Source organism: Rhizobium sp. Root149 (assembly GCF_001427345.1).
Lineage (GTDB): Bacteria > Pseudomonadota > Alphaproteobacteria > Rhizobiales > Rhizobiaceae > Neorhizobium > Neorhizobium rhizoryzae.
Map to the genome: position 1 here is coordinate 329,602 of NZ_LMGD01000021.1, position 19,617 is coordinate 349,218.

Below are 19,617 nucleotides of genomic sequence, written 5' to 3' on the forward strand. Positions count from 1 at the left end.
GCATTCTGATACTGTTCAGTGCGAGGGCTTGGGTGCCGGCGCAGCCTTCGGCGCATCCGTGGGAGCTGCCACCTTCATCGGGTCGATGCCATCGCCTTTGCCGCTCGCCTTGCCCGCTGCTTCATGAGGCTCCGGCTTGCCATCCGCGGATGCAGTTGGCGCAGGCGAGACAGGCTTTTCGGTCACGGTTGGTTTATCGTTACCGAAGATCATGCCCTTGATACGGTCCAGGAAACCGGGCTGTTCTGCCACAGCCGTATGTTCGGGGCTCGGCGTCGTGTGATCACCCGCCACCTCGGTCTTGTGTTCTGCCTGGCTGGCATTTGCAGGCTCAGCCCCGTGCTGGGCCGCAGCTTCCGCCGCCTGCGATTTGTTGCCAAAAATCATGTTGGTCAGAGAGCTTACGAGACCTTCGCTCTTGGGTGCTTCTTCATGAGCCGCACCTTCAGCCGCAGGAGCATGCCCGTCCGGAGCCTTCTCACCATGGCCCTTGTCAGCCGCAGGCTTGTCGTGTCCGGAAGCTTCCCCGTGACCCGATTTTGCACCGTGGTCTGCGCCCTTCGCACCCTTCGCGCCCTTGGCGGGCTTTGCACCATGCGGATCGGCAGCCTCGGGAACGATCGGCGAGACGCAGTCTTCGAAATCCTTGAGAGCAGCAGCCATCACCTCAAGATCCTCCAGCGGCGGAGAGATCTTCAGGCCGAAATATTCGCCGTGGTTAGCTGCGCCTTCGACATAAAAGCCGGAAAGAACCGGATCACTCGGATCGGGCGCTTTGGTCGTGTCGGGAATGTAAATGACCTGGGCACCGATCGCCCGGCCGCGCATGGCTGCCCGTTGCGTCGGTCCGTTCTTGTCAAGAACGGTCACCTGAACCAGATCGGCCTTTTCCGACTTCTGGACCGCTTTTGCAACCCGGACCGCGGTCTTCAACCGCTGCGGACCATCCCCGCCTTCGGCAAAGACAAACCGGCGGACCCAGGAATGTCCTTCCTGCTTGAGCTTGATTTCCTGAAGCGTCGTGCATTTGAGGCCGTTCACCTCTTCCCAGGAGGGACCAAGCAGCTTGTCGGCACCCACATACAGGGCCGCTGCTCCGCTTCCACCGATAAGAAGCAGTCCTCCTCCCAGAATCATGACGAGAGTGCGTGACAGTCGTATTTTTACGCCTTTCACGCCCGGCACTCCGGCATGCTTAACTCCAATCGACGCAATACAAATCTCGAGACGAGGCATCCTCCATCATTACTCTTGAAGAAGCTTTAATACGGCACCGCAATCCACAGCCTGACGATGCATCAATTCGAGACAGAACACGCGAACTGACGCATCTAATGCAAGTGATTTGCAATAGCATTGACAGCTCAACTTCTGCCGCTACATTGTAATGCGAACCATTTGCAATAAGGATCCGATGCCGTGTCTCTGTTCCGCCTTGCCGTGCCGCTTTGCCTTGTTTTCTCGATGCTTGGGACCAGCAGCCATGCTGCCGAAAAGCCGAAAGTGGTGACGACCTTCACCATCATCGCGGATATGGCCCGCAACGTTGCAGGGGATGCAGCCGACGTCGAAAGCATCACCAAACCCGGCGCGGAGATCCATAATTATCAACCGACCCCCCGCGACATTTTGCGCGCAAGAGATGCAAACCTGGTCCTGCGCAACGGCCTCAATCTGGAACAATGGTTCGAAAAATTTCTGGTCAATCTCGGCAAGGTACCAAGCGTCACCGTATCGGACGGGGTCACTCCCATGGCGATTGCTGGCGGAGCCTATCAGGGCAAGCCAAACCCGCATGCCTGGATGTCGCCGGAAAATGCGCTGATCTATGTGGAGAATATTCGCAAGGCGCTGGTTGGCATCGACCCTGCGAATACCGAGACCTACAACAGGAACGCCAAGACCTATAGCGACAAGATCCGCGCTGCTGTCCAACCCATGCGCGATGCCTTGTCGAAGCTGCCGGAAACCAATCGCTGGCTGGTCACAAGCGAAGGCGCATTCTCCTATCTGGCCCGCGATTTCGGCATGAAGGAACTTTACCTCTGGCCGGTCAATGCCGACAGCCAGGGCACGCCGCAGCAGGTCAAGGCGGTCATCGATGCGGTCAGGTCCAACAAGATCAGCGTCGTCTTCTCGGAAAGTACGGTGTCACCCGATCCCGCAAAGCAGGTCGCCCGCGAAACGGGTGCCCGTTATGGCGGCGTCCTCTACGTCGATTCGCTGAGTGAGGCGAACGGCCCTGTTCCGACCTATCTCGATCTCTTGAAGGTCACCACCAGCACCATCGTGAAAGGGCTTGCGCCATGATGATGGGCAAATCGAAGCGCTTCAGTTCGGGGCTCTCTGTCAGCCATGTAACGGTCGCCTACAAGAACGGCCATGTGGCGCTGCGCGATGCAAGCTTTAACATTCCGAAGGGCACCATCACAGCGCTGGTCGGCGTGAACGGTGCCGGAAAATCCACTCTTTTCAAGGCGATCATGGGCTTTGTCGGTCTGGCGGAAGGCCATGTGGACATGCTGGGCATGCCCGCCAGGCAGGCACTGAAGCAGAACCTTGTTGCCTATGTTCCGCAGGCAGAAGAGGTGGATTGGAACTTCCCGGTTCTCGTGGAAGACGTGGTGATGATGGGACGCTACGGCCACATGAATTTTCTGCGGATTCCCTCTCGCCGCGACAAGGAGATGGTGACGCAGGCGCTGCGGCGGGTCAACATGGAGGCCTTTCGCAAACGCCAGATCGGCGAACTGTCCGGCGGTCAGCGCAAACGCGTTTTCCTTGCCCGCGCACTGGCTCAGGAAGGTCAGGTCATTCTGCTGGATGAGCCCTTTACGGGCGTGGATGTCACCACCGAAGAGCAGATCATATCGCTCCTGAAGTCCCTGCGCGATGAAGGCCGCATCATGCTGGTCTCTACTCATAACCTCGGCAGCGTTCCGGATTTTTGCGACCGCACGGTCTTCGTGAAAGGCACTGTCATCGCCTATGGACGGACCGAGGAGACCTTCAACGAAACCAATCTGGAAAAGGCGTTTGGCGGGGTCTTGCGGCATTTCATTCTTGGCGGCGCAGACCTGCATGACGACGACGACGCGCGGCATGTCCGCGTCATTACCGACGATGAGCGGCCCTACGTGACCTATGGCAAGGAGGGCGGCAAGCTTGTCGCCAAACCGCAGGCCAGCCCGGATCATAAGGCAAAGCAGGAGGCGGCCGATGCTCCAGACGCTTCTTGAGCCCTTCTCCTACGGCTACATGCTGGATGCCATCTGGGTCAGTGCGCTGGTCGGCGGGGTGTGCGGCTTTCTCTCCGCCTACCTCATGCTCAAAGGCTGGTCGCTGATCGGCGATGCCCTGTCCCATGCCATCGTACCGGGTGTTGCGGGTGCCTACATGCTGGGCCTGCCCTTCGCGCTCGGCGCCTTTCTGTCCGGCGGACTGGCGGCGGGGGCCATGCTGTTTCTCAACCAGCGCACGCGCCTGAAGGAAGATGCGATCATCGGCCTGATCTTCACATCCTTCTTCGGGCTTGGCCTGTTCATGGTGTCGCTGTCGCCCACCTCGGTGAACATCCAGACCATCGTGCTCGGCAATATTCTAGCCATCACCCCGGAAGACAAGCTGCAATTGCTGCTGATCGGCGGCATCAGCCTCCTGATTCTGAGCCTGAAGTGGAAGGATCTGATGGTGGCCTTCTTCGATGAGAACCATGCCCGCACCATCGGCTTGAGACCGGATCTGCTGAAGGTTCTGTTCTTCACTCTGTTGGCCGCATCAACAGTTGCGGCGCTTCAAACAGTGGGCGCCTTTCTCGTCGTTGCCATGGTGGTGACACCGGGGGCCACCGCCTATCTGCTGACCGACCGCTTCGAGAAACTCATCGCCATGGCCGCTGGGATCGGCGCCGTCACAAGCTTCGTAGGCGCCTATGCGAGCTATTTCCTCAACGGTGCCACGGGAGGCATCATCGTCGTGCTGCAAACGCTGATCTTCCTCACAGCCTTCGTGTTTGCGCCCAAACATGGCGTGTTGGCAGCCCGTAGACGTCGCAGATTGACACTGCAGGAGACGGCATGAGCGAGCTTCTTGAATGGGTCATCCTGCCCTTCCAGCTTCCCTTCATGCAGAACGCCTTCCTGGTCACGCTGATGATCTGCATTCCCATGGCCATGCTCTCCTGCTTTCTTGTGTTGAAGGGCTGGTCACTGATGGGGGATGCGGTCTCTCACGCCGTGCTTCCGGGTGTGGTGCTGGCCTACATGCTCTCTTTGCCATTAGCACTCGGCGCCTTCGTTGCCGGGCTCGTCTGCGCCATCGGCACCGGTTTCATTAAGGAAAATAGCCGCATCAAGGAAGATACCGTGCTCGGCATCGTATTTTCCGGCATGTTCGGTCTCGGCCTCGTGATGTTTGTTGCCGTGAAAAGCGACGTGCATCTCGATCACATCCTGTTTGGCGACATGCTGGGTATCGGGCCTGCCGACCTGCTGCAGTCTGGATTGATTGCTCTGGCCGCAACGCTCTTTCTGGCGATCTTGCGTAAAGACCTGCTGCTGCACGCCTTCGATGCCCAGCATGCCAAGGCGATCGGCCTTCCAGTCACAGTGCTGCATTATGGCTTGCTAACGGTCCTGTCTCTGACAGTTGTGGGCGCACTGACAGCGGTTGGCATCATTCTCGCGGTCGCCTTTCTGGTAGCACCGGGTGCAATCGCCTATCTGCTGGCCCGTCGCTTCCACGCCATGCTTCTGACATCCGTTGTCGTCGCATTCGGCTGCTCATTCGTTGGCATCTATGCGAGCTTCTTCATCGATAGTGCGCCAGCCCCCACCATCGTTCTGTTGATGACGGTGGTGTTCATCCTGGCCTTCCTGCGCAACAGTTTTCAGGCACGAACGCTCTCCGATGCATAAAAAAACGGCCCGTTCGAAACAGGCCGCTTTATTCGTCTCAACGTGAGGGCATCAGGCGGCAGCCAGTTCTTTCTTCACCATCTCGCGCAGGGCTACGAGGTCCTTGGCGAACAGACGGATGCCTTCCGACAGCTTTTCCGTTGCCATCGCGTCCTCGTTCAGCATCCAGCGGAACTTCTTCTCGTCGATCGGCTGGAATGCATCTTCGGTGATATTGTCCGGCGAAAGCTTCCGTTCCAGCGTGCCTTCAGCCTTGTCCAGCTCGTCCAGCAGCGCAGGGCTGATCGTCAGGCGGTCGCAACCCGCCAGCGCCTCGATTTCGCCAGCATTGCGGAAGGACGCACCCATGACGATCGTCTTGATGTCATTGGCCTTGTAGTAATTGTAGATCTGGCGCACGGAAACGACACCCGGATCGGTCTCTGCCGTGTAGTCCTGACCTGTCGATTTCTTGTACCAGTCGAGAATACGACCGACGAACGGCGAAATGAGGAACACCTTGGCATCGGCGCAGGCGATGGCCTGAGCCTTGGAGAACAGAAGTGTCAGGTTGCAGTCGATGCCTTCCGTCTGCAGAACTTCGGCCGCCTTGATGCCTTCCCAGGTGGAGGCGAGCTTGATCAGGATACGATCCCGCTCGATGCCGCGCTCCTTGTAGGCGGCAATGATGCCATGCGCCTTTGCAATCGAGGCCTCTGTGTCGAAGGAGAGGTCTGCATCCACTTCCGTGGAAACGCGACCGGGCACCAGTTCAGCCAGGGCTGCACCAACGGAGATGGCCAGACGATCGGCAACGGCAGCCACCACAGCATCGGACGATCCGTTCTGGCTCTTGCCCCAGGTAATCGCTTCCTTGACCTTGTCGGCGAAAGCCGGGGTGCCCAGCGCCTTGAGTACGATCGTGGGATTGGTGGTGCAATCCACCGGCTTCAGACGCGCAACCGCCTCGATATCGCCCGTATCGGCGACCACCGTGGTCATGGCGCGGAGTTGTTCAAGTTTGGATGCCATCCGATGTTCCTAACGCTTTCATTTGCGGTCGGAGAGTCTGCTCTCCCATGAGTCTACTATGTGCGCGCTCACACGCTGAAGTCAAGACATTTGCTGAATGGATTTGACATTTGTTTCATCTCAACGGATAGTTCCGGTGGAACATATCAACGGATAACAGCAGGCGCAGTGGCAAAGCTCAGACGCGAAACGCATCAGGCCTATTCGGAAGCGGCATCCCTTCGGTTGCGCGCCGCATGGCTCTATTACAATCAGGGCCTGACGCAAAAGGATGTGGCGGAAAAGCTCGGCATCAGCCGCTCCACCGTCATTCGCATGCTGGACGAAGCCTTGAAGCGGTCCGAGGTTCAGATCTGGATCAGCGAGGGGATCGATGATTGCGTCGAACTCGCCGTCAAGCTCGAAAAGGCCTACGGGCTGGACGAAGCCATCGTCGTACCGGCACCGGATCGATCCGATGCGGGCGGCATTGCAAAGGCAGTCGGTCTCGCGCTTGGCCATTTTCTGACGGAAGTGGTTGCCGATGATATGACAATCGGCGTCGGCTGGGGGCGAACCATGACCGCCTCGCTTTCCGGATTTCGTCCACCGCGGCGGGAGAACTGCAAGGTGGTTTCCCTGCTCGGCGGCATTGTTGCTGTGCATCAGACCAACCCTATCGACTACACCTGGCGCCTTGCCAGCCAGTTGGGGGCGGAATGCTACATGTTCCTTGCGCCGCTCCTGGTAGATTCGGTTCAGACCAAGCGCGCACTGATCGAGCAATGCGGTCTGAAAACCATCTACGATCTCGCCGAAAACCTCGATCTTGCCATCGTTTCCTGCGGCGATATCGGCCCGCACTCGACTTCGCTGTCAGAGGGCTTCATCTCGAAGACTGAGCTTCAGGATCTGATTGAGGCGGGCTGCGTCTGCGACACCATGTTCAATTTCCTGGACGCCGAGGGCCGCACGATCGATCATCCCATCAACGAGCGGGTCATGTCCGTCGATCTGGATACTCTGAAGAAGGCAAAGCACATCGTGCTATCATCGGGTGGGGCCCACCGCGCCCATGCCATTCTCGCCACCATCCGCCGCATCGGCTGCAATACGCTGATTACCGATGAGGGCGCCGCGCGGGCATTGCTCGCTAAAGGCTGAACCTCATCTGGCCACGCCTTGGCGCCATGTTGAACAAACAATATTTCGACCGCTTCCTCGTTAACACGGTAAGCGACGATATAAGACGTTGCGCTTATGACGAGTTCCCTCGTTCCCGGAATCTCTCCGATACGACCAGCAAATGGATTGTTGGACAGCAGCTGTTCGATCCGCGAGTGGATCACTCGAACGAGCTGCGCGGCAGCACGGGGATTGCGCTCAGCCACAAAATCACCGATCGCCTCAAGCTCGCGAAGGTAACGCCGCGTCCAGACGATTTTCACGCTCAAACCGGATCATACTTGGTCAGTACACGAGAAATCTCATCCTCGGATGCGAACTCTCCACTGTCCGCCTCGTCAAGGCCAGATTGAACTCCCGCGATCCAACGCTCCTGCCAGGCAAGAGACCGGCCATTGGCGAGAGCGTCTTCAATGATTTGACTTCTGGTAAGCCGCGAGCGCTCCGCCAAGAGATCGATGCGGCGGCTGATATCGTCAGAAAGTTCAATACTGCTCTTCATCGTCGAATGATCTCACAAGAGAACCGCTGCATCAAGTTCCCTCACCCCTTCCCCGCTTCCCAGCCGAGAATGGCGCGCTTGCGCGTAAGGCCCCAGTGATAGCCGGTCAGAGCGCCGCTTTTGCCGAGCGCCCGATGGCAGGGCACCACGAAGGAGATGGGGTTGCGCCCGATGGCAGCTCCCACTGCGCGGCTGGCTGTCGGCTGACCTATATCGCGCGCCACATCGGAATAGGTCACAGCCTTGCCGAAGGGTATTTTCAACAGGCTTTGCCAGACCCGGATCTGGAAATCCGACCCAATGAGAACCACGCGCAACGGCTCTTCGCAGGCCCATCGCCGAGCGTCGAAAACCCGGGAAATATAGGGCGCGGTCGCGTCAGAATCCTGAACGTAATGTGCATTCGGCCAGCGTCGTGCCATGTCGTGAAAGCAGGCATCGCGTCCACCCTCATCATCCGCAAAGGCCAGCCCCGCAAGCCCCCGATCCGTAACCATCACTAGCGCCAGCCCGAAGGGTGACGGATGGAAGCCATAGCGCATGGTCAGTCCACCGCCTTTCGCCTTCCACTCTCCCGGGCTCATAGCCTCGTGCGTCACGAAAAGATCGTGCAGTCGGCTAGGTCCCGACAGGCCAACCTCCAGAGAGGTTTCCAGAAGCGGAAGCTCCTCCTGATGCAGCAGCCGTTTGGCGTGGTCCAGCGTCACTGCCTGCAGAAAGGCCTTAGGCGAAAGGCCCGCCCAACGCGTGAACACCTTCTGCAATTGCGTGGGCGATTGGCCGAGTTCCGCTGCGATCGCGTCCAGCGATGGCTGTTCGCGATAGTCAATAGTGATCAGTTCGATGACCTGCTTGACGATGGCATAGTCCTCGCCAGAGAGCGTAATATCAGTGGCCGTTTCGGGCACGGGCGAAAATGCGTTCATGGCAACATTCCTCTTCGTCGGCGCAATTCATCACGCCGGCGCGCTGCACGCCACCCGTTTCTTGCGTAGATCAAGGCAGATCAAATCCGCTGCTTCACCGTCGCAAGAGCGCCACGAAATGCCTTGGCAAAGCTTTCCCGGTCATCAGGGTTCAGGAAGGATCCGATATCCGTATGCCGTCCCTCTCCCGTCACATGCATGGAGGTAATGCCGTATTCGTGGTGGCGCCGCACCCGAAACCGTGCCCAGAAAGGATTGAAGCTGTGCTCGACCACGCGCCCGGCAGGCGAAAATTTGCGGACGGAAACACTGGTCCGCGAGACGGTCACCTCTTCGCGCGCGCGCCCTGACCGATAGTTCAGCAGGAAAGCGCCCCATAGCAAAAGGAAATCCAGGCCGAAGAAAAGCCCGATCGGCCAGGCCCCCGTCGCAAGGAAGAAGATCGCATGCAGCATGCAAATGGCGCCGCTGATGGCCAGCATGATGCGGAAACCCCGTGGCCCAAGGGAGCGATACGGAGTGAGTTCTGCGGCAAAAACCGGTTGTTCTTCTGTCGCCTGCACGTTGCCTTCCATCCTCTGCCTTGCGATACAAGCCATATGGCAACTCTTGAAACCTAATCCACATGCAAACCAGACAAAAGTCAAATGGCGCGGCGAGAAGCCGCAGACACGCCCGCACTGCCTACAACAAGGCAGAGCTGGAAGAGATCTTCCGCAGGTTCTCGATCCAGAGGCCGGAACCGAAGGGCGAACTGGAACATGTGAACCCGTTTACACTCGTGGTAGCCGTTGCTCTGTCCGCGCAGGCAACCGATGTCGGGGTCAATCGCGCCACGCGCAAACTGTTCCAGATTGCCGATACGCCGGAAAAAATGCTCGCGCTTGGCGAAGACGGCGTCATCGAGCATATCAAGACGATTGGACTTTATCGTAACAAGGCAAAAAACGTCATCGCGCTCTGTCGAATGCTGATTGATGAATTCGATAGTCAAGTGCCAAAGACGCGTGAGGAATTGATGCGCCTGCCGGGCGTAGGTCGAAAGACGGCCAACGTCGTCATGTCCATGGCCTTCGGCATTCCAACATTGGCCGTCGATACTCATGTTTTCCGCATCGCCAACCGCATCAAGCTGGCTCCGGGCACGACCCCGGATGCAGTGGAGGAAAACCTGCTGCGGGTGATCCCGAAGGATTATCTTTTCCACGCGCATCACTGGCTGATCCTGCATGGTCGCTACACCTGCAAGGCGCGCAAGCCGGAATGCGAAACTTGCGTCATTGCGGATCTCTGCCGCTATCCCGCCAAGACAAACGATATTCCAGCTATCCTTGAGGAATTACCCGCGCAGATGATTGGCGCTTCCAGTCTGGCCGACGAGAGTGAATGACGGATCGCGGCGGCTGATCGCCTTGTGAAGGTGGGCCATCAGGCCCGCCGCAAACAGGGGCGTCAGCAGATTGACGAAGGGAATAGCCAGGAATGCTGCGATCAAAAGGCCCGCCAGAAACACCGTACCTTTATGTTTCTGGCGAAAGGCCTTGGCTTCCGGCGGTGTGCGAAAGCGCATGGCGGCGAATTCGAAGAATTCACGCCCCAGCAGGTAACCGTTCACGAGGAAGAAGGCGACAAGATTGACGCCTGGAATGAACAGCAGAAACAGGGCGATGATATTGCCGACGATGACAACTCCGAGAAATTGCACGGATTCCAGAATGGCGCGGCCAAGCGGTAGGGCCGTACCGGGTGTATCTGAGGCATAGTCCCGCTTCTCGACAACCTCTGCCACATCATCCAGAAACAGACCGGCGATCAGCGCTGTGATAGGCGCGATTAAAAGAGCAAGCCCGAGTGCCAGACCGATCCCGGCCACGATGGCGAATAGGAAAGTCAGCCAGCCTGCCCAGTCCGGCACGGTTGGCATCAGCTGCGCAAAATAGGGCCAGATATAGAGGGCGAAGATCTCGCGCAGGGCAAACCATAGGCCGATCAGCACCAGGATCGTCAAGCCAAGGACCTTCCAGAACACGGAGCGTGTTTCCGGCGCAAAAAGGTTTACGAGCGACAGTCGCGCGGCTTCTAAGATCATGGGTCGGCGGCTCCTTTTGTTACCACCCATGTAGGAGGCGGAGATTTTTCAAACAAGCGGTGAAGCCTGCTGTTTCAAATCCCTTCCAGCTCGGCACGATGACGATGCATGGCCATGAAGCGCCGGTAGTCCCGCTCATAAACATCTCTGCGTGCAGGATCGCACCGCCGGATCGTTCCGCCCTGATCCATGGCTCTGCCAGCATCTGCCATCGTTGCATTCATCCCGGCTGCCACGGATGCCGCCATGGCGGAGCCCAGAAGCACCGCATCCGGCGCATGGGGAATGCGGATGGAACGCCCCGTCACATCCGCATAAAGCTCCACAAGCAGTGGGTTATGAATGTGACCACCCCCGGCATGCAGCATGTCGAAACGATAACCGATCGCTTCCATCGCATCGAGAATATGCCGAAGGCCGAGAACCAGCGCCACACAGGTGCGCCAGTAGATCCGGCACAGACCGTCGAAACTCGTATCGAGCGTCAGCCCGCTCATCACGCCAGTTGCACGCGGATTGGCAAGAGGAGAACGATTTCCGTGGAAGTCCGGAAGAACATGCAGGCCTTCTCCGAACCGATCGCCTTCCCGCTGCCTCAACACGATGATGCGGTCGATGATGGCCTGATGGCGCGCCGCATCCGGTTCGCCGCCACTGGCATGCATTCGCACGATGTGATCGAGAAGAGCTCCCGTCGCGGACTGGCTCCCTTCCACCAGCCAGAAACGGTCAAGCGCCGCTTCAAAAAATGGTCCCCAGAGCGACGAACCATGACGTTCTGTCCTTGAAAAGGCGACAAGACAGCTTGATGTTCCGCCGATGAGTGCAGCGTTCCGCTCCAGCGCGTCGTCATCGGCCAGCACTCCGGCAAGAAGGCCAAGACCGCCTGCATAGGCGTCGATCAGTCCGGCGGCGACAACGCAACCCTGATCGAGGCCAAGCTCCTGCGCCGCGTGCGCGCTTAGATGGCCGATTGCCTCGCCGGGTCCGGCACTTCGATCTGGAAGGTTCCCCTTGTCGCGAAAATCCTCCAGCCCGGCCAGGGCCAGAAAACTGGTGTTCCATCCCTCTGGCTCGTGCGCCAGATAATTCCATTTCGCGGTCAGCGTGCTGCGCGAACGCGCGGCAGATCCCGTCGCACGCCAGGTCATGAAATCGGCAAGATCGAAGAAGAAGCCAGACTTCTGCCATTGCTGCGGCATGTACCGCTTGAACCACATCAGCTTCGGGATCTGCATTTCCGGCGAGAGAGAGCCGCCGACATGATCGAGAACCGGATGGCCTGTTGCATTCATTTCTTCGGCTTCAGCCACGGCACGATGGTCGAGCCAGACAATTGTATCGAAACGCGGATCGCCCGTTTCGGAAACGGAAAGCGGCGCGCCCTGGCTATCGCGTATGACGAGTGAACAGGTTGCGTCGAACCCCAGACCCGCAATCTGAGAGGCTTTTACGCCGGAGGCGGACAATGCCTGACGCACGGCAGAGCAGGTTGCACGCCAAATGTCTTCGGAATCATGTTCGGCAAAATCGGCCGGTCCCCTTCGCATTTCGATCGGGTGACGCGCCTTGGCCAGCATGCGGCCGTCACGGCTGAAAATGCCTGCGCGCGCACTGGTCGTACCTATATCGACCGCGACCAGATACTCCCGCATCAGGCTTTGCTTTCCATCCCGTTGGGCCAGCACCCTCGTCCGCATGTCGAACTCAGGCTCGAGCCTCACATTCTTTTTCGACAAGGTGGATCAAATCGGCCATGTCGTCAAATATGACGGTCGGCTTGAGTGCGGAAATCTCGGTGCGATAATCCTCCCGATCGGCATGCGATCCGCCGGTGAAGGCAAAGACTTTCATGCCTGCCCGCTGCGCCGCAATAATACCCGCCGGACTGTCCTCCACCACGATGCAGCACAGCGGATCTACGCCCATTTCTTTTGCCGCATGAAGAAAAAGATCAGGCGCCGGCTTTCCGTTTTTGACCATCGTGGCGCTGAAAATATACGGTTCGAGATGCTCCCTCAGCCCCGTCAGATCAAGCGACAGGCGAATGCGTTCGGGCTGGCTTGAGGACGCAACGCATTTGCGCCAGGGCAACTGCGCAATAACCTCCGCTATGCCAGCAATCGGCTGTAACTCCTTCTCGAACCGCGCGTAGAGGTCTCGCCGCATCCGCTCCAGAAATGCGGCATCGGCACGGATGTCGAAATCCGTATCCAGCACAGAAACCAGCGTTGCCATGCTGCGCCCGAGAAATCGTTGATAGGCTTCGGTCTCGGTCAGATGGCCGCCATGCGCAGCCACCGTATCCAGAAGCACGCGGATGGAAAGCGGTTCGCTATCCACCAGCACACCGTCACAGTCGAAGATCAACAAGGGTTCGCGCGTGTTCGTCATCGCGCAAGATTAGCTCACCAGGCGATCATCAAGATAGAGCTTAAGTGTCTCCGCAGTCCCCTTCGTCCACAGCGTCTTCAAGGCATGCGCAAAACGGCTCCGGAAATGCTCGGAACCGGACACCGCCCCGAAGATCTCGTCAAAAGTCAGGAAGGCATCCGGATTGTCTTTCGCCTCAAGCGCTGCCGCTTGAAGTTTTTCCGCGCTCGCATCGTTGAAGACGATCGGCTTGCCACTGTCCGTCGTTCCGGCAAAGTATCGGCACCAGAGGGCTGAAACCAATGACAGCCCGACGATATCCTGCCCCTGCCTCAAACGGTCTACGGTGGAAGGCAGAATGAATTTTGGCTGGCGGTTGGATCCATCCTGAGCGAGGCGCGGAATGGTGTCGCCAATCTTCGGGTTGAGAAAACGCCGCTCGATCAGTTGGTAATAGTCGTTGAGATCCGTATCGGGCACCGGCGGTACGATGGGAATGATCTCCTCGCGTTCCAGCTTGGCAAGGAAGGCCCGGATCAGCGGATGCTCCATCGCTTCATGTACGAAATGAATGTCGAGAAGCGCTGCCGGATAGGCAATCGCCGCATGGCCACCGTTCAGGATGCGGATCTTCATCAGCTCGTAGGGGGCAACGTCGGCTACGAATTGCACACCCACTTTTTCCAGCGCCGGACGACCTGCGGGGAAATTATCCTCCATCACCCACTGCTTGAATTCCTCGCAGAAGACAGGCCAGTTGTCGTCAATGCCGAATTCGTGGTTCAGAAGGTCGATCTCGCGCTTGCCGGTCGCAGGCGTAATGCGGTCCACCATGGAGTTTGGAAACGCGACGTTCTGATGGATCCAGTCGGCAAAGGCCGGATCGGAGAGACGGGCCAGACCGCAGACGGTATTTTCCGTCACGTGGCCATTGCCCGGAATGTTGTCGCAAGACATGACCGTGAAGGGAGCGATGCCCTTCTCCCGCCGCAGCTTCAGACCGGCGATGATCAGCCCGAACACCGTCTTCGGCTGAGCGAGGTTCTGGCTGTCCGCAACGATGGCTGGATGGGCCGGATTGAAATGGCCCTCGGCATCGATGAAGTATCCGCCTTCGGTGATGGTCATTGAAACGATCCGGATCTTCGGATCGGCCAGGGCTGCGACAATGGCGCCAGAATCTCCGACAGGCAGGATATCGACCATCGGCGCCGTAATCCGTGCGCCAGTCTTGTTATTGTCCTGCTCAACGACGGTAGTCAGGAAATCCTGCTCTGCCAGCTTGTCGCGCATGGCCTGGTCGGACGGCAGGACGCCTGCTCCAAGGATGGCCCAGTCATGGTCCCGGCCAAGATTGAACAGATCGTCCAGATAGACCGCCTGATGGGCACGATGGAAGTTTCCGACACCGAAATGCAGAATGCCCGCGGAGAGATGACCCGGATCATAGCCCGGAACAGTGGCGGTTTTGCCGGCATCGGCAAGCGTGGAAAGAGAAAGTTTCACAGTCATCGTTCGGTCCTCGAAGGATCCCAGAAATTGAAGAGGCTGATCGCTAGCATCAGCGATCAACTCATCCAGTTGCCGCCGTCGACATTGTATGTCTGGGCGACGATGTAATCTGCCTCGGGAGAAGCCAGGAAAATGGCCATGCCGGTCAGGTCTTCGGCGCGGCCCATGCGACCGAAAGGCACCGCCTCTCCCACCAGCCGCTTCTTTTCGCCGAGCGGACGATTTTCATATCTGGCGAAATGCGCGTCGACGCCGTCCCAATGCTCGCCATCGACCACCCCCGGGGCAATTGCGTTGACATTGATGCCGTGCTTGATCAGATCGAGCCCTGCCGATTGCGTCAGAGAAATGATTGCCGCCTTGGTGGCACAATAGACACCGACCAGCGCTTCGCCCCGTCGGCCTGCCTGGCTTGCCATGTTAATGATCTTGCCGCCCTGCCCGCGGGCGATCATGCTTCTGGCAACCGCCTGCAGCATGAACAGCGAACCGGCGACATTGATCGAAAACAGCGTCTCGTAGCTCTGCCGGGTGATCTCGACGATGGGCGCCAGATCAAACAGCGCCGCATTGTTGATGAGAATATCGACGCCGCCCGTTTTCGCCTCGACCGCCTTTACGGCTTCATCGATGCTGCCCTGACGCGTAACATCAAGATGCACCGCATAGGCTTGAGCACCGATTTCGTTGGCCGTCTCGGTCGCGCGCTCCAGATTGATATCGGCGATGGCAACCGTTGCACCCTCGCGCGCATAGGCCTCCGCGAAAGCACGCCCGATGCCCCGTGCCGAGCCGGTGATGATGGCAGATTTGCCCTGAAGACGACCCGTCATAGCGCAAGCCCCCTGTCGTTGAAGCGATGCAGCTTGGTTTCATCCGGCGTCAGGTAGACGCGGTCACCGTGGCGAACGCCAAACTCGCCACCGGCACGGGCCGTTACGGTTCCGACCTCGGGAACCTCGATATGCATGAACGTGTCCGAACCCAGATGCTCGGCGATGGTGACCGTGCCTTCCCAAAATCCGCTGTCACGCGAAAGACCGATGTGCTCCGGGCGGATGCCGACCGTCTTCGCACCATTGGCCTGAGCAAACTTGCCTTCGATGAGGTTCATGCGCGGAGACCCGATGAAGCCTGCGACGAACAGATTGGCCGGTTTGCGGTAGAGCTCCAGGGGAGAGCCGACCTGCTCGATATTGCCGCGATTGAGCACGACGATCTTGTCGGCCATGGTCATGGCTTCCACCTGGTCGTGCGTCACGTAGATCATCGTGGTCTTGAGCTGCTGATGCAGCTCACTGATCTCGAGACGCATGTTGACACGCAGCGCCGCATCGAGGTTCGACAGCGGCTCATCGAACAGGAAGGCTTTCGGCTGACGCACGATGGCACGACCGATCGCGACGCGCTGGCGCTGCCCGCCAGACAGCTGACGCGGCTTGCGCTCCAGATAATCGGTAAGGTTCAGAACACGCGCCGCGTCGGACACCTTGCGGTCGATCTCGCCCTTGTCCATACCCGCCATCTTCAGCGGGAAGGCGATGTTGGAACGCACGCTCATGTGCGGGTAGAGCGCATAGGACTGGAATACCATGGCAAGACCGCGCTTTGCCGGCGGCAGTTCCGTCGCGTTCTGCCCATCGATGACAATCTCGCCGCCGGACACATCTTCCAGACCGGCAATCAGGCGCAACAGGGTGGACTTGCCGCAGCCGGAAGGGCCGACGAACACCACGAACTCGCCCTCGTTGATCTGCAGGTCGATCGAGGGAATGACCTTGGCTTCGCCAAAGACCTTGGAGACGCTGCGAAGAGTAATGGAACCCATCTTCGTTTTCCTTGAATAACGGCCGACTACTTCACGGCGCCAAAGGTCAGGCCGCGCACGAGCTGCTTCTGGCTGAACCATCCGAGGATGACGATCGGTGCGATCGCCATGGTCGAGGCAGCAGAGAGCTTTGCGTAGAAAAGACCTTCGGGGCTGGAATAGGAGGCGATGAATGTGGTGAGCGGAGCCGCGTTCGAGGTTGTCAGGTTCAACGTCCAGAAGGCTTCGTTCCAGGCCAGAATGATGTTGAGCAACAAGGTGGAGGCAATGCCGGGAACCGCCATCGGTGTCAGGACATAAATGACTTCCTTCATGAGGGAGGCACCATCCATGCGGGCAGCTTCCAGAATTTCGCCCGGGATTTCCTTGAAGTAGGTGTAGAGCATCCAGACGATGATCGGCAGGTTGATCAAGGTCAGCACCACCACGAGCCCGATGCGGCTATCCAGCAGACCGCCATCGCGGAAGATCAGATAGATCGGGATCAGGGCGCCAACCGGCGGCATCATCTTGGTGGAGAGCATCCACATCAGCACATCCTTGGTGCGCTTGGTCGGCGAGAACGCCATGGCCCAGGCCGCAGGAATGGCAATGAGGAGACCCAGCAGCGTCGAGCCGAACGAGATAACCACCGAATTCCAGAAATGGCTGAAGTAGTCCGACCGGCTCTGCACCTCGTGGTAGTTCTCCATCGTCCAGTTGAAGAAAAGGAAGACGGGAGGGGAAGCGATGGCATCGCCTTCCGACTTGAAGCTGGTGAGGAAGGTCCAAAGGATCGGAAAGAACATCAGGAACCCGATGGTCCAGGCCATCACCGTGAAGGCGACTTTTCGTTGGGTAGAGACTTTGCGTGCCATGGATCAAGCCTCCAGATTCTTGCCGATCATGCGGATCAGGAAGATTGCAACGATATTGGCCAGCACGACCGCGACAATGCCACCGGCAGAGGCTCCGCCCACATCGAACTGCAGAAGCGCCTGGGTGTAGACGAGATAGGTGATATTCGTGCTCTGCGTACCCGGCCCGCCATTTGTGGTGACGAGGATTTCGGCAAAGACCGACAGAAGGAAAATCGTCTCGATCAGCACCACCACCGTGATGGCGCGGGCCATGTGTGGGAGCGTGATGTAGATGAATTTGGAAATGGGACCGGCACCGTCCATTTCGGCGGCTTCTTTCTGCTCTTCGTCAAGCGATTGAAGCGCCGTCAGCAGGATCAGCGTTGCAAAGGGCAGCCACTGCCACGCGACAATGATGACGACGGACGTCAGCGGTGCCACAGCCAGCCAGTCCAGCGGTTCAGCGCCGAACAGGCGGAAGAGCCATGCGAACAGCCCGTTGACCGGGTTCATGAACATGTTCTTCCACACCAGCGCCGCAACCGTTGGCATGATGAAAAAGGGCGCAATGACCAGGATGCGCACAATGCCCTGGCCGAACATCGGCTGGTCGAGCAGAAGCGCCATCAGAATTCCGCCGATCACCGATATGGCAAGCACGCCGCCGACCAGGAGAAGCGTATTCTTCAACGCATCGAAGAAAGCCGGATCGGTCAGGAAGAACTCGTAGTTCAGCAGACCGGTGAATTCTTCCGTACCGGGCATCAGCAGGTTGTAGCGCAGCAGGGAGAAATAGATCGTCATGCCAAGTGGCACGATCATCCAGGCAAACAGCAGGATGACGGACGGAGCCATCATCAACCGCGCAGCCGAACGCGTATGGGTCGTCGCCATTTTGGCCGCCTCTTGATGGTTGGTTTGTGATCTGTTCTGTCGCGTAAGGGGTTGGCCGCAGACTACTGACGAACCTGCCTCCTACCGCGACGTCATTCTCGGCCTCGAGCCGAGAACCTACTGAAGTCCAATATTCAATTGGTTGCAGATGCTCGGGACAGGCCCGAGCATGACGAAAAAGCTGAAGGCGCTTTGTCAACAGGCTGAGATGGGCCGCAGAAACTGCGGCCCATCGAACCATCACTTCTTCGGGTAACCGGCCTTCTTCATTTCACGCTCGGTCAGCTGCTGTGCGCTGGCCAGAGCCTGATCGACCGTCATCTGACCGGCAAGAGCCGCAGAGAACTGCTGTCCGACAGCCGTGCCAATCGCCTGAAATTCGGGGATCGCCACATACTGCACGCCTTCATAAGGAACCGGCTTGACGGTCGGCTTCTTCGGGTCAGCCGCGTTGATGCTGTCGAGCGTCATCTTCGCGAAAGGAGCCGCCTTCTGGTACTCCGCGTTCTGGTAGAGCGAGGTGCGCGTGCCCGGAGGAACGTTCGCCCAGCCTTCCTTCTCGGCCACGAGGTTGAGATAGTCCTTGCTGGTTGCCCAGGCGATGAACTTCTCTGCCGCTTCAACCTTCTTGGAGCCTGCAGGGATTGCCAGGTTCCACGACCACAGCCAGTTGCCACGCTTGCCCATGCCGGTATCGGGAGCCAGAGCGAAGCCAACCTTGTCGGCGACCTTGCTTTCCTTCGGGTTCGTCACGAAGGAAGCAGCAACCGTTGCGTCGATCCACATGCCGCACTTGCCGGTCTGGAAGAGCGCCAGGTTTTCGTTGAAGCCGTTCGAGGAAGCGCCCGGAGGGCCAGCGTCCTTCATAAGCTTGACGTAGAAGTCGAGCGTCTTCTTCCACTCAGGCTGATCGAACTGCGGCTTCCAGTTCTCGTCGAACCAGCGGGCACCGAAAGCGTTCGAGGTGGCCGTCAGGAAGGCCATGTTCTCGCCCCAACCGGCTTTGCCGCGAAGGCAGATGCCATAGGTCTCAGATCCCTTGTCGGTGATCTTGCGGGCCGCATCGGCAATGAAGTCCCACGTCGGAGCATCCGGCATCTTCAGCCCGGCCTTGTCGAACAGGTCCTTGCGGTACATGACCATCGAGCTTTCGCCGTAGAAGGGCGCGGCATAAAGCTTGCCATCAACGGTGAGACCCGAACGGATCGGCGGCAGCAGATCGTTCGCATCGTAGGCGGCATCCTTGGAAAGCTTGTCGAGCGGCGCAAGCCAGCCCTGCTTGCCCCAGATCGGGGCTTCGTAGATGCCGATGGTCATCACGTCATACTGGCCACCCTTCGTCGCCACATCCGTCGTCACCTTCTGACGCAGAATATTTTCCTCAAGGGTTACCCATTTGACGTCGATGCCGGGGTTTTTCTTGGTGAACTCATCCGTCAGCTTCTGCATGCGGATCATGTCGCCGTTGTTGACGGTCGCGATCGTCAGCGTTTCTGCAGATGCAATACCGGAGAATGCCAGCGCAGAGACCGCGCCAAGCAGAATGGTCTTCAATGTCATGTC

At 58.5% G+C, this 19,617-nt stretch carries 20 protein-coding genes and 1 pseudogene; 6 read left to right on the plus strand and 15 right to left on the minus strand.

The window, feature by feature from the left end; translation table 11 throughout:
- Nucleotides 1-15: 15 nt before the first annotated feature.
- The gene (locus ASD54_RS17015; protein ID WP_200958471.1) at nucleotides 16-1,176 is read right to left on the minus strand and encodes a hypothetical protein; all 1,161 of its coding nucleotides are present in this window, start codon (nucleotides 1,174-1,176) and stop codon (nucleotides 16-18) included.
- Nucleotides 1,177-1,464: 288 nt separating this feature from the next.
- Here ASD54_RS17015 and ASD54_RS17020 point away from each other — a divergent pair, with 288 nt between their 5' ends.
- Genes ASD54_RS17020 through ASD54_RS17035 form a run of 4 tightly spaced genes read left to right on the plus strand, consistent with a single transcriptional unit; the run spans nucleotide 1,465 to nucleotide 4,916 of the window.
- The gene (locus tag ASD54_RS17020) at nucleotides 1,465-2,310 is read left to right on the plus strand and encodes a metal ABC transporter substrate-binding protein (protein WP_062555975.1); all 846 of its coding nucleotides are present in this window, start codon (nucleotides 1,465-1,467) and stop codon (nucleotides 2,308-2,310) included.
- On the plus strand, nucleotides 2,307-3,239 hold the full coding sequence (locus ASD54_RS17025; protein WP_082547256.1) for a manganese/iron ABC transporter ATP-binding protein: 933 nt from the start codon (nucleotides 2,307-2,309) through the stop codon (nucleotides 3,237-3,239). The genes ASD54_RS17020 and ASD54_RS17025 overlap by 4 nt, the downstream gene beginning before the upstream one ends.
- Entirely contained in the window at nucleotides 3,220-4,080 is an 861-nt protein-coding gene (locus tag ASD54_RS17030; protein ID WP_062555802.1) for a metal ABC transporter permease, read from the plus strand. The genes ASD54_RS17025 and ASD54_RS17030 overlap by 20 nt, the downstream gene beginning before the upstream one ends.
- Nucleotides 4,077-4,916, plus strand: coding sequence for a metal ABC transporter permease (locus tag ASD54_RS17035; RefSeq protein WP_062555803.1), 840 nt, complete (start codon nucleotides 4,077-4,079; stop codon nucleotides 4,914-4,916). Before ASD54_RS17030 ends, ASD54_RS17035 begins: the two co-directional genes overlap by 4 nt.
- 51 nt (nucleotides 4,917-4,967) lie before the next feature.
- Here ASD54_RS17035 and tal read toward each other — a convergent pair whose 3' ends face one another.
- On the minus strand, nucleotides 4,968-5,927 hold the full coding sequence (gene tal / locus ASD54_RS17040; RefSeq protein ID WP_062555804.1) for a transaldolase: 960 nt from the start codon (nucleotides 5,925-5,927) through the stop codon (nucleotides 4,968-4,970).
- A gap of 168 nt (nucleotides 5,928-6,095) precedes the next feature.
- Between tal and ASD54_RS17045 the strand changes: the two genes are divergently transcribed.
- Nucleotides 6,096-7,070 (plus strand): sugar-binding transcriptional regulator, encoded by a 975-nt coding sequence (locus tag ASD54_RS17045; RefSeq protein WP_062555805.1) that lies wholly within the window; start codon nucleotides 6,096-6,098, stop codon nucleotides 7,068-7,070.
- 23 nt (nucleotides 7,071-7,093) lie between these two features.
- Here ASD54_RS17045 and ASD54_RS26225 read toward each other — a convergent pair.
- The 4 genes and pseudogenes from ASD54_RS26225 to ASD54_RS17060 all read right to left on the minus strand — a co-directional run.
- Nucleotides 7,094-7,354: pseudogene (locus ASD54_RS26225) on the minus strand (type II toxin-antitoxin system RelE/ParE family toxin); the annotation flags it as partial.
- A gap of 2 nt (nucleotides 7,355-7,356) precedes the next feature.
- Nucleotides 7,357-7,593 (minus strand): ribbon-helix-helix protein, CopG family, encoded by a 237-nt coding sequence (locus tag ASD54_RS17050; RefSeq protein ID WP_062555806.1) that lies wholly within the window; start codon nucleotides 7,591-7,593, stop codon nucleotides 7,357-7,359.
- Between the two features lie 41 nt (nucleotides 7,594-7,634).
- Nucleotides 7,635-8,519 carry a bifunctional helix-turn-helix domain-containing protein/methylated-DNA--[protein]-cysteine S-methyltransferase gene (locus ASD54_RS17055; protein ID WP_062555807.1) on the minus strand — a complete coding sequence of 295 codons (885 nt, stop codon included), beginning with the start codon at nucleotides 8,517-8,519 and terminating at the stop codon, nucleotides 7,635-7,637.
- Nucleotides 8,520-8,599: 80 nt separating this feature from the next.
- A complete protein-coding gene (locus ASD54_RS17060) occupies nucleotides 8,600-9,094 on the minus strand; it encodes a DUF2244 domain-containing protein (protein WP_062555808.1) in 495 nt (164 codons plus the stop codon).
- A 50-nt stretch (nucleotides 9,095-9,144) separates the two neighbouring features.
- Here ASD54_RS17060 and nth point away from each other — a divergent pair, with 50 nt between their 5' ends.
- Nucleotides 9,145-9,909 carry an endonuclease III gene (gene nth, locus ASD54_RS17065; RefSeq protein ID WP_062555809.1) on the plus strand — a complete coding sequence of 255 codons (765 nt, stop codon included), beginning with the start codon at nucleotides 9,145-9,147 and terminating at the stop codon, nucleotides 9,907-9,909.
- On the opposite strand, the gene ASD54_RS17070 is transcribed toward nth, so the two are convergent.
- From ASD54_RS17070 to ASD54_RS17110, 9 genes are all read right to left on the minus strand, one after another.
- Entirely contained in the window at nucleotides 9,859-10,608 is a 750-nt protein-coding gene (locus tag ASD54_RS17070; protein ID WP_062555810.1) for a sulfate transporter family protein, read from the minus strand. The two genes, nth and ASD54_RS17070, sit on opposite strands and share 51 nt — an antisense overlap.
- A gap of 74 nt (nucleotides 10,609-10,682) precedes the next feature.
- Nucleotides 10,683-12,263, minus strand: coding sequence for an FGGY-family carbohydrate kinase (locus ASD54_RS17075; protein ID WP_062555811.1), 1,581 nt, complete (start codon nucleotides 12,261-12,263; stop codon nucleotides 10,683-10,685).
- Nucleotides 12,264-12,315: 52 nt separating this feature from the next.
- On the minus strand, nucleotides 12,316-13,002 hold the full coding sequence (locus ASD54_RS17080) for an HAD family hydrolase (protein WP_062555812.1): 687 nt from the start codon (nucleotides 13,000-13,002) through the stop codon (nucleotides 12,316-12,318).
- 9 nt (nucleotides 13,003-13,011) lie between these two features.
- A complete protein-coding gene (locus tag ASD54_RS17085) occupies nucleotides 13,012-14,493 on the minus strand; it encodes a mannitol dehydrogenase family protein (protein ID WP_062555976.1) in 1,482 nt (493 codons plus the stop codon).
- A gap of 56 nt (nucleotides 14,494-14,549) precedes the next feature.
- On the minus strand, nucleotides 14,550-15,326 hold the full coding sequence (locus ASD54_RS17090) for an L-iditol 2-dehydrogenase (protein ID WP_062555813.1): 777 nt from the start codon (nucleotides 15,324-15,326) through the stop codon (nucleotides 14,550-14,552).
- Complete coding sequence (locus ASD54_RS17095; protein ID WP_062555814.1) at nucleotides 15,323-16,321, minus strand: ABC transporter ATP-binding protein; 999 nt, start codon at nucleotides 16,319-16,321, stop codon at nucleotides 15,323-15,325. Before ASD54_RS17095 ends, ASD54_RS17090 begins: the two co-directional genes overlap by 4 nt.
- Before the next feature lie 26 nt (nucleotides 16,322-16,347).
- Nucleotides 16,348-17,178: a carbohydrate ABC transporter permease gene (locus ASD54_RS17100; RefSeq protein ID WP_062555815.1), complete on the minus strand. Its 831-nt coding sequence runs from the start codon at nucleotides 17,176-17,178 to the stop codon at nucleotides 16,348-16,350.
- A 3-nt stretch (nucleotides 17,179-17,181) separates the two neighbouring features.
- Nucleotides 17,182-18,054 carry a sugar ABC transporter permease gene (locus ASD54_RS17105; RefSeq protein WP_062555816.1) on the minus strand — a complete coding sequence of 291 codons (873 nt, stop codon included), beginning with the start codon at nucleotides 18,052-18,054 and terminating at the stop codon, nucleotides 17,182-17,184.
- A 240-nt stretch (nucleotides 18,055-18,294) separates the two neighbouring features.
- A complete protein-coding gene (locus ASD54_RS17110; protein WP_062555817.1) occupies nucleotides 18,295-19,614 on the minus strand; it encodes a sugar ABC transporter substrate-binding protein in 1,320 nt (439 codons plus the stop codon).
- Between the last annotated feature and the right edge of the window lie 3 nt (nucleotides 19,615-19,617).

Coding starts and splice junctions, on each gene's coding strand:
- ASD54_RS17020 (WP_062555975.1), top strand. CDS start 1,465: ATGCTTGGGACCAGCAGCCATGCTGCCGAAAAGCCGAAAGTGGTGACG.
- ASD54_RS17025 (WP_082547256.1), top strand. CDS start 2,307: ATGATGATGGGCAAATCGAAGCGCTTCAGTTCGGGGCTCTCTGTCAGC.
- ASD54_RS17030 (WP_062555802.1), top strand. CDS start 3,220: ATGCTCCAGACGCTTCTTGAGCCCTTCTCCTACGGCTACATGCTGGAT.
- ASD54_RS17035 (WP_062555803.1), top strand. CDS start 4,077: ATGAGCGAGCTTCTTGAATGGGTCATCCTGCCCTTCCAGCTTCCCTTC.
- tal (WP_062555804.1), bottom strand. CDS start 5,927: ATGGCATCCAAACTTGAACAACTCCGCGCCATGACCACGGTGGTCGCC.
- ASD54_RS17050 (WP_062555806.1), bottom strand. CDS start 7,593: ATGAAGAGCAGTATTGAACTTTCTGACGATATCAGCCGCCGCATCGAT.
- ASD54_RS17055 (WP_062555807.1), bottom strand. CDS start 8,519: ATGAACGCATTTTCGCCCGTGCCCGAAACGGCCACTGATATTACGCTC.
- ASD54_RS17060 (WP_062555808.1), bottom strand. CDS start 9,094: ATGGAAGGCAACGTGCAGGCGACAGAAGAACAACCGGTTTTTGCCGCA.
- nth (WP_062555809.1), top strand. CDS start 9,145: ATGCAAACCAGACAAAAGTCAAATGGCGCGGCGAGAAGCCGCAGACAC.
- ASD54_RS17070 (WP_062555810.1), bottom strand. CDS start 10,608: ATGATCTTAGAAGCCGCGCGACTGTCGCTCGTAAACCTTTTTGCGCCG.
- ASD54_RS17075 (WP_062555811.1), bottom strand. CDS start 12,263: ATGCGGGAGTATCTGGTCGCGGTCGATATAGGTACGACCAGTGCGCGC.
- ASD54_RS17080 (WP_062555812.1), bottom strand. CDS start 13,002: ATGACGAACACGCGCGAACCCTTGTTGATCTTCGACTGTGACGGTGTG.
- ASD54_RS17085 (WP_062555976.1), bottom strand. CDS start 14,493: ATGACTGTGAAACTTTCTCTTTCCACGCTTGCCGATGCCGGCAAAACC.
- ASD54_RS17090 (WP_062555813.1), bottom strand. CDS start 15,326: ATGACGGGTCGTCTTCAGGGCAAATCTGCCATCATCACCGGCTCGGCA.
- ASD54_RS17095 (WP_062555814.1), bottom strand. CDS start 16,321: ATGGGTTCCATTACTCTTCGCAGCGTCTCCAAGGTCTTTGGCGAAGCC.
- ASD54_RS17100 (WP_062555815.1), bottom strand. CDS start 17,178: ATGGCACGCAAAGTCTCTACCCAACGAAAAGTCGCCTTCACGGTGATG.
- ASD54_RS17105 (WP_062555816.1), bottom strand. CDS start 18,054: ATGGCGACGACCCATACGCGTTCGGCTGCGCGGTTGATGATGGCTCCG.
- ASD54_RS17110 (WP_062555817.1), bottom strand. CDS start 19,614: ATGACATTGAAGACCATTCTGCTTGGCGCGGTCTCTGCGCTGGCATTC.